Source organism: Microcoleus sp. S13_C3 (assembly GCF_036700905.1).
Taxonomy (GTDB): Bacteria; Cyanobacteriota; Cyanobacteriia; order Cyanobacteriales; family Microcoleaceae; genus Microcoleus.
On the sequence record NZ_JAUBPT010000032.1, the window covers coordinates 1 to 12,751 of the forward strand.

Consider the following 12,751-nt stretch of genomic DNA (forward strand, 5'->3'; position numbering starts at 1 on the left):
GCTCGGACGATCATCCGAGCGCGCTCGACTATTATAATTTACTTGGGGACAATTAATCCACCCTGCCTAACCCCCCTTAATAAGGGGGGGACAAGAGCTTGGTCGTCAAAATCCCCCTTATTAAGGGGGATGCGAGGGGGATCGAAATATATGCAACTTCACATTAAATTGGTATGATTTGATTTCATCTTCTTTTAGATGCCAGACTTTTTCAAGAAGTCGGGCATCTGGATATTTTGTTTTTTTAATGTTTTTGCAGTTGGGAAACTTGAATTTTCGGCAATTCTTTCCATTCGGGATCAATGGGTGAGTAGCAACAGTAGCACACCGCTAAACAGTCATATTCAGCATTCGGAATTTCAGGCCTGTACTCCTCTACGCGCGAAACCTCCCAATCTCCCCAGCGAACGTGAGTGCTCGCAGCAGGGGATTTAGGATCTGCACTCTCCTTAAATTGACCAAAGTTTCGCAGGCGATCGCCCGTTTTAGGCAGAGGTTTGTTTGAGTAGTCGTAGTGTTCTGCTAGGATACTCGTGAGAGCACCTGTATGGGAAAGCAATCTATCCTCCCATCCAGGGGAAGAAAGCGATTCTGTTTTGAAAACGATCAACCGTTTCGGCATTGATTTATGCCTCCCTCTAAGCATACTTTATATTTTATTCAGTCCGCGTAGGCGGACTTCGTTTCTGTAGTTGCGGTTTCAACCGCCGAATGATAAAAGAGGTAACTTTATATTTGATTGAGTCCGCTAGGAGTGAACTTAATTTGTGTAGTGGCGGTTTCAACCGCCGAGGGTAAAGTGCGCGACTTTATTAACTTCTACAGCCGATCGCACTTTTGTCGATCTGTCGCTGTCGCGCACCTACTCCCAAATCAATCTGAAACAATCAGATTTAATCTCAATTAGCAATTAGCAATTACTAATCACCAGTTAGCAATTAGCAATTAGCAATTACTCTATAAGTAATTACCAATTACCAACTGTAAACTATTTATTCAGCGCTTCGCGGGCGGCTACCGCTTCGTCGGGATGAATATTCAAGCGGGTCAAATTAATTCGACCTTTATTGTCAATTTCTCGCACTTTGACAATCACTTCATCGTTCACAGCTAACTCGTCTTCCACTTTGCCAACGCGGTAGTCGGCTAACTGGGAAATGTGAATCATTCCTTCTTTTCCGGGCAAAATTTCGACAAAAGCGCCGATCGGAATAATTCGAGTTACGCGGCCGACATACACGTCTCCTGCATTTAACTTGCGCGTCATGCCTTGGACAATGTTGTATGCCCGCTGAGCTTTTTCGCTGTCGTTGCCAGCAATTGTCACGGTTCCGTCGTCTTCGATGTCTATTTTGACACCGGTTTCTTCGGTGATGGCTTTGATCGTTTTGCCACCAGGCCCAATTACCAAACCGATAAATTCTGGATCGATTTTCAGGGTTAGCAAACGTGGTGCAAACGGCGACATTTCCTTGCGGGGAGTGTCGATGCTTGCCAGCATTCTTTCTAAAATGTGCAGTCTGGCGGGTTTGGCTTGGCGGATGGCATTGGCAATTACATCTAAGGGCAAACCTTTGATTTTCATGTCCATCTGCAAAGCAGTAATCCCGGTGTCGGTACCGGCTACTTTGAAGTCCATGTCGCCTAAGAAGTCTTCAATTGCCTGAATGTCAGTCAAAATTCTGACTTCATCGCCTTCTTTAATTAAGCCCATTGCCGCGCCGCTGACGGGTTGGGAAAGGGGAACGCCTGCATCCATTAATGCTAGCGTTGAGGCGCAAACTGAACCCATTGAGGTGGAACCGTCGGAAGAAAGGACTTCTGAAACTACGCGAATCACGTAGGGGAAATCTTCTTTGGATGGCAAAACCGGCAGTAAAGCGCGTTCTGCGAGGGCTCCGTGACCGATTTCTCGGCGTCCGGGCGATCGCATCGGCTTGGTTTCTGCTACCGAAAACGGCGGGAAATTGTAGTGATGCAGGTAGCGTTTGTCTTGCTGCGGGTGCAAGTCGTCTCCTAAGTCTTGGGCGTCTCCTGGGGTTCCCAGGGTAGCTGCGGACAAGACTTGAGTCAACCCGCGATTAAACAACCCAGTGCCGTGTACTCGCGACGGCAGCACGCCTACGCGACAAGAAACGGGTCGCACCTCGTCTAGCTTGCGGCCGTCTACACGGACGCCATCTTCGAGGATCTGCTTCCGCATCATTTTTTTGGTAACGTCTTTGAAAACGTTGCCGATCGCCTTGCTGTTGGCGGTGGCCGCTACTTTTACCGGGTCCTCTTCCGGGAGTTCGGCGATCGCAGCTTCGACTGCATTTGCCTTAACTTCATCCAATGCTGCATTCCGTACTGTTTTGTCTTTTTCAAATCTTGACAAAATGATGCGGATGGGTTCTTGGGCGCGATCGCGAATAAAGTTTTCCAGGGCCGAATCTTGCGATGGCCGTTCCTCTACCACCAAATCGATGCCCAATTCCGCCATAATTTCGCGCTGGGCTTGAATCAAGTCACAGGCTGCTTCATAGCCGAAGTCGATCGCCTCGATGATATCCTGTTCGGGCAATTGGTTAGCGCCGGCTTCCACCATGATTACTCCGTCAGGAGAACCGGCTACCACGAGATCCAACTCGCCTTCTTTGATTTCGCTGTAGGTGGGGTTGATGATGAAATCGTCCCCTACCAAACCGACTCGCACTGCCGCCATCGGCCCGTAAAACGGCATTTTCGCCAGCAGTATCGCTACGGAAGCCCCCGTCACCGCCAAAACGTCTGGTGGCACTTGTTCGTCCATCGAAACCGTTGTGGCTACAACTTGGATGTCATCTCGCAGCCAGCTTGGAAATAGCGGGCGTAGCGGTCGATCGATCAAACGGCCAGTCAAAGTCACTTTTTCTGGGGGGCGCCCTTCCCGGCGCAAAAATCCACCGGGAATTTTACCGCCAGCGTAGAGTCTCTCTTCGTAATCCACCAACAGGGGCAGGAAATCAATTCCTTCTCTCCCCTGCGATCGAGTCGCTGTCACCAAAACGGCCGTGTCACCTGACTGAATCAAAACTGCACCGCCTGCTTGAGGCGCTAGTAAACCAATCTTCAGTCTAATATCCCGTCCATCGAAGGATATTGACTTGTCTATCTCTACCATGTAGCACTGCTTCCTTATCTACCACATTCTTTCTCTGTCGGGATCGTAACATTACCACAGGATGTTTGAGAGTCCGACGCCAAAAGACAGGGATAATCGCCCCGTGATCGACTGTCTGCGTCTGGCTTATAAGCATTTATACTCTCGAATTATTTTTTGCAGTCTGGGGTCGATTCTCCGGTCGATCGCCCGCTAAACGCCTTCCATAGATGGTACGATCTATTTTCGTTTGGGAACTGGGACGTTGAGGGAAGAAGGAAGAGGGATTTAGTTATCTAGGTCAGGGAATCAGCGGTAAGGTGTGCCATAAGTACCTAAATATACAGGTTCTACCTAATTCCTATCTGGCTCAAAATTTTCTCGGTTTGTTTTAAATAAAAATTTCATAAATTCCATATAAATGCTGTAGTCAACCTCGCACTTAAATACAAATATCAGGGTAAAAAAATATGGCAATTTTACACGGCAGTTGGCTCCTAGAGGATGAGAAAAGTTGCTTATTTATTTGGGGAGAAACTTGGCGGAAAATTGGGGCAATTGAAACCCTAGAATCGGGGAGGAATTTACCGCATCCCTTAGCAATGACCGAATCGGAATTTAAGATTTTCCTAAATTTCTTGCAACAGTCGGGAAAACTAAACTGGCAATTACCGGAAACCGCAGAAACTCCACCGGAAAAAAGCAAAAAAACTAGGCGATCGCCCAAAACTCAAAACGCAGAAATTCCCACCCCAGACTCCTCAATTCAAAAGGAAATTCGGGCGATCGCACTTCCCACCCAAATCTCAGAATCGAACGCAAGTTTGATGCCGCAGCACTCAGCAGCAGCACTTGAGGAACCCGCTAAAACCGAGGAAATTTACCTTTATCCCTGGCAAGTCGAGGGTTTTTGTCTCAACCCTCAAACAGCTTTTGTTTTCTTGCAATCACTACCGCTTAACAGCACGGAAGCAGACTCTTTTGTCGGCTCAGATTTGCGTTTTTGGTCTCATATTGCTAGGTGGAGTTTGGATTTGTTGGCAAGATGCAAATTTTTGCCTGGATTGGAGAAACAGTCCGACGGTTCTGCTATTGCCAAATGGCAACCGCTGTTAGATAGTTCTACAGATACACTCCGCCTCGCCACTTTTGTCAAGCAAATGCCGACGGCTTGCAGAACATATCAATCGAAGGAAGAAGGAAGTTCGGCAACGGATTCTGTAACGGATGTAACGGATGTAACGGATGTAACGGATGTAACGGATGTCAGTCCGATGTCCGTCGGAAGAAGGAAGAAGGAAGAAGGAAGAGGGGAAAAGGAAGAAGAAGGAAGAAGGAAGAAGGAAGAAGGAAGAGGGGAAAAGGAAGAAGAATTGAGTCAATTGCCTTTAGCGGTGGATTTGCCGATGGGGGCGGAGGAATTGGTGTTAGGCTTTTTGAGTAGTATTGTAGATAGTCAAGTGCGATCTGCTGGTAGCTCTACTTTAGACATCAAAGCAGTTTCTCCTGTGCGCGAATGGCTACAAGCTTTGCAGCAGGAATCTGGGAGAGTTCAAGTAGAAACAGCAGCATTGGAAAACTTGGCAACCAAGCTGACTGCTTGGACTGCACCGCTGCAAAACCAATTATCTCAACACAGCCAATTTCGCACTTGTTTTCAACTCATACCGCCGTCTCCTGGTAAAGCCAACTGGAATTTAAATTATTGCTTGCAAGCAGCAGATGAAAACGAATTTTTGGTAGATGCGACAACTGTTTGGAACAACTCAGTTGAGCGTTTGGCTTATGCGGGGCGGACAATAGAATTGCCTCAAGAAACTTTGCTCAGCGGCTTGGGTTTAGCCTCGAAACTTTATCCGTTAATTGAACCGAGTTTGCAAGCACAGCGGCCTCAATCTTGCCAATTAAATCCGCTGCAAGCATACGAGTTTATTAAGTCTGTAGCTTGGCGGTTTGCTGATAGCGGGTTGGGCGTAGTTTTGCCGCCGAGTTTGACAAAGACGGATGGTTGGGCGAGTCGTTTGGGTTTGAGCATTCAAGCGGAAACTCCGAAAGTGACTCCGGCGAAAGGCGGGTTGGGATTGCAAAGTCTGCTAAATTTTAAGTGGGAATTGACGATCGGCGGACAGCGCCTTTCTAAGGCAGAATTTGACAGATTGATCGCGTTGAATTCGCCTTTGGTGGAAATTAACGGCGAGTGGGTGGAGTTGCGCGCGCCGGATGTGAGGGCTGCTCAAACTTTTTTTGCTAGTCGCAAAGAGCAAATGACTCTTTCTTTGGAGGATGCTTTGCGTTTGGCGTCGGGCGATTCTCAGATGATCGAGAAATTGCCTGTGGTGAATTTTGAGGCTACGGGTCAACTTCAGGAATTGTTGAATACTTTGAGCGATAATCAAGCGGTAAGTGCGATCGCAACTCCGGCTAGTTTCCGAGGACAATTGCGGCCTTATCAAGCCCTAGGAGCAGGCTGGTTAGCATTCTTAGAACGCTGGGGTTTGGGTGCTTGTCTCGCGGACGATATGGGAACTGGTAAATGCGCCTTACCACAAACTTTGCTTTTTGTCAATGGCTTTTTACAAAAAGCTGAAAAAATATGGGAAACTTATGCCGGAAAAACAGAATTCGACGGTGAGGGCTTTTGGTCTGAACCTAACGAGCAATTACTGGTAAATTCCATAAATCAGGAAACAGGCAAAATTGTACAGGCGACTATTCGACGACTTTACCGCCAGCAAGTGCAAGAAAAGTTGCGAACCATCAAACTACAAGATGGTAGCAGCATCACAATTACCCGCCGCCACAAATTGTTAGGACGCGATGGCTGGACAAATGACCTCAAGGTTGGAGATTATGTTTGCGTTCCTGCTAAATTGTATTGGGAAGGAAAGCCGGAAGATCCCGATTTTGTCAAGTTTCTGGCTTGGCAAATAGCTGAGGGACATGAGCAGCGCGATCGGGCTGTACTCTCGATCGCACAAAAAGATGCGACAGTTCTTCAAGAGTTACGTGTCGCACTGCACCGGATCGGCGAAAAGTATGGAGTAAAAATCAATAATCCTGCTGTTCGTACTCGTGCTAAGCAGACAGCAGCAAACTTGGTTGTATGCAGTCGATCGTACCAATGCTTTCTTGAGGCTAAAGGCTACGAGTGGGGGAAACTGTCAGCCGAGAAAAGCTTCCCGCAATTTATCATGCAAGCCAATCTTGATAGCATTCGGATTTTTCTCAGAAACTACTTTGATGCTGAAGGTTCTGTCTTTCTTAACACGCGAAATATCGAAATTAGCACCGCTTCGCCTTTAATCATCCAACAACTTTCTACATTGCTGCGGCGCTTTGGAATTTGGCTGCGAATCGCCACTAAACAGAAATGCGCCACCAATGGCAGCGGGATTTTTCGCACCTATTATATCGGTACTTTCGGCGGTAACTCAGCGCGCATATTTTTCCAAGAAATTGGTTTTGGCTATCCCGAAAAACAGCGTAAATTAGAGCAGATTTGCGAATTGCCTTGCAACACCAATGTTGAGGGAATTCCTGCTTCTGATATCGTCGCTCGTGCAGTGGAAATTACAAAATTACCATTGCGCCATTTCGGAATGCACAATCCTGTTTATATTAACGGTTCCCAGCAGTTTTCCCGCATCAGCCTAGGAAAGGTGGTAGCAGGTATGGAAAATGTGCTTGGTGGTTCCGCAGAACAGGAGTACCGCCAGCTAAAGCCTTCTAAATGGACGAATCAGACCCTAGAGGCTTATGCAAATCTCAATGTAGCGCAGTTAGATAGTGTCCGAGAAAATTTGCAACTTATACTCGATCGCGAAGTATTTTATTGCAGAATAGAAGAAATTGAGGATTTTGAGTACAGTGGGTGGGTCTATGATTTTGAGGTGGGCAAACATCACAATTTTGTTGCCAATAATATTTTGTGCCACAATACTGTTCAGCTAATTGCTTTTCTCCTGCATTTACAAGAACAAGATTCCTTGGAAGGGCCGACATTACTGGTTTGTCCGACATCGGTATTGGGCAACTGGGAACGCGAAGTCAAGAAGTTCGGCCCGACGCTGAAAGTATTGCTACACCACGGAGACCAACGCGCTAAAGGCAAAGCATTTGCTGCGGCGATTAAGGGAAAGGATTTAATCATTACCAGTTACGCGCTGGTGTTTCGCGATGCGAAGGAATTTCAAGGCATTAAGTGGCAAGGATTGGTTTTAGATGAAGCGCAAAATATTAAAAATTCCGAGGCGAAGCAGTCGCAAGCGGTGCGGCAAATCGAGGCATCTTTTAGAATTGCGCTGACGGGAACTCCGGTGGAAAATAGACTGCAAGAATTGTGGTCAATTTTGGAGTTTCTCAATCCTGGCTATTTGGGGCCGCGCAATTTCTTTCAGCGCCGATTTGCAATTCCGATCGAGAAATACGGAGATCGAGAATCTTTGCAGACTTTGCGATCGCTCGTTCGGCCTTTCATCCTCCGCCGCCTGAAAACTGACAAAGAAATCATCCAAGATTTGCCCGAAAAACAGGAGATGACTGTATTTTGCGGACTGGCGACTCAACAGGCGGTATTATATCAGAAAATAGTCGAAGAGTCAATAGCGGAATTAGAATCAGCAGAAGGCATTCAGCGCCGGGGAATGATTCTGGCTTTGCTGGTAAAACTCAAGCAACTTTGCAACCATCCGGCTCTTGTGAAAGCAGAAGCTAAGCCGAAAGAATTGGAGATTAAGAGTCAGGAATCGGGGAAATTGCAGCGGTTGGTGGAAATGTTAGAAGAGGTGATCGCTGAGGGCGATCGGGCTTTAATTTTTACTCAATTTGCTGAATGGGGAAAACTCCTGAAACCCCATCTAGAACAGCATTTAGGGCGAGAAGTTTTGTTCTTGTACGGAGGAATTAAGCAGCAGCAGCGGGAAGAAATGATCGATCGCTTCCAGCACGACCCCCAAGGGCCGCCGATTATGATTTTATCCTTAAAAGCTGGCGGCACCGGTTTGAACTTAACCAGAGCAACCCACGTTTTCCACTATGACAGATGGTGGAATCCCGCAGTAGAAAATCAGGCAACTGACCGCGTATTTCGCATCGGTCAAACTCGCAATGTGCAAGTCCACAAATTTGTCTGCACAGGTACGTTAGAGGAGAAAATACACGATATGATTGAAAGTAAGAAAGCTCTAGCCGAACAAGTTGTCAGCGCCGGCGAAAACTGGCTCACCGAACTAGATACAGACCAACTTCGCAATTTACTAATCCTCGATCGCAATGCTATCATAGAAACGGAAGAAGAATAATATGATTAATTACCAATTCCCAGCAGCACGACACGGATGTCACGGATACAGGGATAGCTGTTTTTTCCTTTCTGACTCCAGCATCCAGGATACAAGCCCCCGGATGAATCCGGGGAGAAATAAAAAACCTGTATCCGATGAAACGTGCCCCCCGAATTTATCCGTGGGGTCAATGCTTCAGTCTAAAATCTAAAATCTAAAATCTAAAATCGATTGACTCCAGCATCCGAATTACCTGTTTGGCCAATGCCCAATGCCCAATTCCCAATTCCCAAATAAATGATTGACAGAGAATGGTGGACACAACAGTGGTTAGATTTAATCAATACCTACCGCTTCAAAAAGCGCTTAGAACGTGGCTGGCAATATGCACGCGAAGGTAAAGTTCTCAGCATTAAATTTCCCAATCAAGAAGTAATTGCCATAGTTCAAGGAACCGATCCCAAACCCTATCTAGTTTCTTTAGGACTCGATACATTGAGCGATGAAGATTGGGATTATGTGATTGAAAATATGTCGCAAAGAGCAGTTTTTTCAGCTAAACTGTTAGCAGGAGAAATGCCGCACAATATTGAAGATGTATTTGCAGCAGCGGGCAAAACGCTATTTCCGTTAAGTTTATCTGATATTCGATCGCGCTGTAGCTGTCCTGACCCGAAAAACCCTTGCAAACACATCAGTGCAGTATACTACTTATTGGGCGATCGCTTCGGCGAAGACCCTTTCGTACTCTTTCAACTGCGCGGAAGAACTAAAGAGCAAATATTGACAGCACTCCGCCAAAGACGGGGTACGGAAGGAGAGGAAAATTCCCAACTCAAATCCGGCGAAAATGCCCCCACTACCAATTCTAAATTGCCGAAGGTCGATCGCTTTTGGGAATACAATCAGCAGCTAGAATCATCTTTAGTAGTGATTGTACCGCCGCCCAGCAGCGAAACAGTATTAGATATCTTAGGCCCAATTCCCCTCGCAACCGACGGAAAAGGAACCGCTAGCAAATCCTCCCCTGCATCAGAGGCTGTCAAGCAGCATTTTAGCAAAATCTACCAAGCAGTTAGCCAGCAAGCAGTTTTAGCAGCACTGAAACGGGGCGAAGGAGATTAACATAATTTATTCCCATAGATGATACTAGGGACTATGGCTGATAAAAATCCGGCTTGAATACCCATTTTATTCTTTAGTTTCTCTCTGCTGGAACGAGAGTTTGTCGAGAATAGATTTCAACCGACGAGTCTTACTGTTTGCAATTTCAGTTTACACTTCCCGCACATTACTCATAATCTCTATCAATTCCTGGGGGCTTTGAATCAAAAAATCGGGATTGTGTGCCACCAAAGCCTCCTGAGAATTAAAACCCCAACCTACAGCAATTACCTTAATTCCGGTTTTTCGAGCAGCTTCTATATCTCTAATCTCATCTCCCACGTAAACGACTTGTTTAGGATTTATATGTTCTCTTTTTAGCCAGCTATTAATAACTTTATGTTTGCCAAAAGTTGAACCAGAGTAAATAAATGTAAAAGTGTCTGGCAAACCATTTTTTTCCAGCGAGGCCAAGACGTTTTCTCTGGAATTAGATGTGATTATGCCCAGTTGAAATCCCTGTTTTTTTAAATCTAGTAAAACTTCTTTAATTCCAGGAAATAACTGAATATTGGGAATTTCGCTGCGTAACTCTGCTTTCAACATTCTAATCAACAGCGGGAATTTGAAGATAGAAATGCCAGAATACTGAAGGAGTTGCCAAGAAGTTAAATTGCTCAGTTGAGCGATTTGCTCTTTGGTGGCAGACTTAAAGCCTAATTCTACTGACAAACGGTTGGTGATGCTTAGAAGAATATCGATTGTATCTGCTAAAGTACCGTCAAAATCAAAAATAATTACTTGGGTCATTGGACAATAGCAAATAAGGAACGGAGGATCATACAATTTTAGATTTTAGATTTTAGATTTTAGATTTTAGATGGGGGAATGACTTACTGCATAATGTATTGGGTCAGGGTGCTCCGTGCGCCCCCTACGGTTATTATGTATAGGGTAAGGTGCTTATGGGCGCACCCTGAGCGCGAACATCTCAACTTTTAAGGGTTAATTTGATTGGCTTTCGCATTTCGCCGCAGCATTTCGGGTTTAATTCGCCGCAGCGCCGAAGCGGTAAATCTGCGGTTCCATTCTTCGTCGGAGATGTCGGCTAATTCTGAAAGTGTCGGCGCTATATTTTCAGGATAAGGCTCAAACTCTGCAACATCAGTTGGTTTAGCAAATCGCTGATTCCAAGGACAAACATCCTGACAAATATCGCAACCTGCTACCCAACCTTGTAAATTAGATGCAATTTCGTCGGGCAATTTTTCTGCTCGATTCTCGATCGTGTGATAGGCTATACATCGATCGGCATTCACCACAAAAGGCTCAGTAATCGCCCCCGTCGGACACGCCTCAATGCAGCGAGTACAAGTACCGCAATGTTCCATATGAGACTCATCGGGCGCTAACTCCAAATTAGTCAAGATTTCTCCCAAAAACACCCAAGAACCGTATTCGCGCGAAATTACATTACCATTTTTGGCAATCCAGCCAATCCCAGCACGCTGCGCCCACATTTTATCCTGAATCGGCCCGGTATCAGCATAATACCGCGCTTCAATTCCCTCGCCTTGCGATCGCACCCAATTTGCCAAAACCTTCAGTTTTTTGTGCAAAATTCTATGGTAATCCCGCCCCCAACCGTAGCGAGAGATTTTAGCATATTCGACCTCTGCCTCGACCCCCCTCTCACAAGGGGGATTTGAGGGGCGTTGGTGGGGCGTGTAGTAGTTGATGGCGACACATATTAAGGACTGCACCTCTGGCATCACCAATTGAATATCCTGCCGTTTCGGGTTTGCCATCCATGCCATATCCGCCTGATAACCCTTGTCCAGCCAAGCTTGCAATCTTTGTTTTTCTAGATCTAAATCCGTGTCTGTTGAGGCTATCCCGACTTTGTGAAATCCCAACTCAAGGGCTTTTTGCTTAATGCGATCGCTATTAATTGATTTTTTCATCTGGTAAGGAACCACAGCACAAATTGCGCCATAAGTCTACTAATCTTAAGATTAATTGTGGGACAGAATTGATAATAATTTCACAATCTTTATATTTATAAATTTGAACTCCAAAATGTCAAAAATGTTACATAATTTAATTTAGGGAGAATTCGATTCGCTAATTCAAGTACGCAAGTAAAACCGACAGCGAATCTCACAGCATACACATGGCAGTTAGTATTCAATCAGCTCAATCTATTTTCTCAAACACCGAGATTGCGAGCGTTGTTCCGGCTACCACGGAAGCGTTCTACAAACTCAGCGTTGAAGACCAACTCGCACTACTCTGGTATGCCTACACCGAAATGGGCGTTTCCATCACCGCAGCAGCCCCAGGAGTAGCCAGCATGGCGCTTGTCGAAGGCATCCTCAGCGAAATTAAGCAGATGTCGCCGGCTGCTCAAAGCAAAACCATGTTTGACCTAGCCAGCAACGCCGACACTACAATCGGTCGGATTTACACTTCCTTGCGCGTCAATACCAAACTCGGTTTCTGGTACGAGTTGGGACAGTTGATGAAACAGGGCGTTGTCGCTCCGATCCCCGCGGGCTATCAAATGTCTCCCGAAGCCACCACAGTTTTGGAAACCATCAAGAAACTAGATCCAGGTCAGCAAATTACCGTACTTCGCAACACCGTAGTTCACATGGGCTACGATCCCGATTTCAGCCAAGAGTACGGCAAACGCTCAGCCCCCCGCAGCACTCCCACCGATCCAAAAGAGCGGGTGAAAACCCAAATTGAGGGTATCAGCGAGCAGACTGTGCTCAATTACATCGACTACATGAACGCCTTCGACTTCACCCCAGCCGTCGGTTTATTTGCTGAAGAAGGTGCCCTGCAACCGCCTTTCCAAAAGCCGATCGTCGGTCGCGACGCTATCCTCAACTATATGCGGGAAGAGTGCATCGGACTGAAAATGATGCCCCAGCAAGGCGTATCGGAACCTGCAGAAGATGGCTACCGACAAGTGAAAGTCACTGGCAAAGTCGAAACTCCCTGGTTCGGCGCGAATGTGGGCATGAACATTGCGTGGCGGTTTTTGCTCGATCCCCAAGGTCAAATTTTCTTTGTGGCGATCGACTTGTTGGCATCTCCTAAAGAATTGCTCAATTTGATGCGTAAATAGAATATTCGGGTTCGGTCTGTCAAACAGACTTGGCCAGAAACCCAGATGCCGTCAGGTGTCTGGGTTTCTATCATTTTAGATTTTAGATTTTAGATTTTAGATTCAAGA

7 protein-coding genes are annotated in these 12,751 nt (G+C 46.2%); 3 read left to right on the forward strand and 4 right to left on the reverse strand.

What is annotated here, in order from left to right:
* Positions 1–244: 244 nt before the first annotated feature.
* Together QUA16_RS11530 and QUA16_RS11535 are read right to left on the reverse strand one after the other, a co-directional pair.
* Positions 245–622: a hypothetical protein gene (locus tag QUA16_RS11530; RefSeq protein WP_333104302.1), complete on the reverse strand. Its 378-nt coding sequence runs from the start codon at positions 620–622 to the stop codon at positions 245–247.
* 366 nt (positions 623–988) lie between these two features.
* Positions 989–3,142 (reverse strand): polyribonucleotide nucleotidyltransferase, encoded by a 2,154-nt coding sequence (locus QUA16_RS11535; RefSeq protein WP_333104300.1) that lies wholly within the window; start codon positions 3,140–3,142, stop codon positions 989–991.
* Positions 3,143–3,591: 449 nt separating this feature from the next.
* Between QUA16_RS11535 and QUA16_RS11540 the strand changes: the two genes are divergently transcribed.
* Both QUA16_RS11540 and QUA16_RS11545 read left to right on the forward strand, forming a co-directional pair.
* The gene (locus QUA16_RS11540) at positions 3,592–8,421 is read left to right on the forward strand and encodes an SNF2-related protein (protein WP_333104299.1); all 4,830 of its coding nucleotides are present in this window, start codon (positions 3,592–3,594) and stop codon (positions 8,419–8,421) included.
* A 279-nt stretch (positions 8,422–8,700) separates the two neighbouring features.
* Positions 8,701–9,528, forward strand: coding sequence for an SWIM zinc finger family protein (locus tag QUA16_RS11545; RefSeq protein ID WP_333104298.1), 828 nt, complete (start codon positions 8,701–8,703; stop codon positions 9,526–9,528).
* A gap of 150 nt (positions 9,529–9,678) precedes the next feature.
* Here QUA16_RS11545 and QUA16_RS11550 read toward each other — a convergent pair whose 3' ends face one another.
* Together QUA16_RS11550 and queG are read right to left on the reverse strand one after the other, a co-directional pair.
* Positions 9,679–10,317, reverse strand: a complete 639-nt coding sequence (locus QUA16_RS11550) for an HAD-IA family hydrolase (RefSeq protein WP_333104297.1) — start codon at positions 10,315–10,317, stop codon at positions 9,679–9,681.
* Positions 10,318–10,505: 188 nt separating this feature from the next.
* Positions 10,506–11,471 carry a tRNA epoxyqueuosine(34) reductase QueG gene (gene queG, locus QUA16_RS11555; RefSeq protein ID WP_333104296.1) on the reverse strand — a complete coding sequence of 322 codons (966 nt, stop codon included), beginning with the start codon at positions 11,469–11,471 and terminating at the stop codon, positions 10,506–10,508.
* Positions 11,472–11,680: 209 nt separating this feature from the next.
* On the opposite strand from queG, the gene QUA16_RS11560 reads away from it, so the two are divergent.
* The gene (locus QUA16_RS11560; RefSeq protein WP_333104295.1) at positions 11,681–12,643 is read left to right on the forward strand and encodes an orange carotenoid protein N-terminal domain-containing protein; all 963 of its coding nucleotides are present in this window, start codon (positions 11,681–11,683) and stop codon (positions 12,641–12,643) included.
* The last annotated feature ends 108 nt before the right edge of the window (positions 12,644–12,751 follow it).

Excerpts from the sequence above, each read along its gene's own strand:
- QUA16_RS11530 (WP_333104302.1), bottom strand. The coding sequence starts at position 622 with ATGCCGAAACGGTTGATCGTTTTCAAAACAGAATCGCTTTCTTCCCCT.
- QUA16_RS11535 (WP_333104300.1), bottom strand. The coding sequence starts at position 3,142 with ATGGTAGAGATAGACAAGTCAATATCCTTCGATGGACGGGATATTAGA.
- QUA16_RS11540 (WP_333104299.1), top strand. The coding sequence starts at position 3,592 with ATGGCAATTTTACACGGCAGTTGGCTCCTAGAGGATGAGAAAAGTTGC.
- QUA16_RS11545 (WP_333104298.1), top strand. The coding sequence starts at position 8,701 with ATGATTGACAGAGAATGGTGGACACAACAGTGGTTAGATTTAATCAAT.
- QUA16_RS11550 (WP_333104297.1), bottom strand. The coding sequence starts at position 10,317 with ATGACCCAAGTAATTATTTTTGATTTTGACGGTACTTTAGCAGATACA.
- queG (WP_333104296.1), bottom strand. The coding sequence starts at position 11,471 with ATGAAAAAATCAATTAATAGCGATCGCATTAAGCAAAAAGCCCTTGAG.
- QUA16_RS11560 (WP_333104295.1), top strand. The coding sequence starts at position 11,681 with ATGGCAGTTAGTATTCAATCAGCTCAATCTATTTTCTCAAACACCGAG.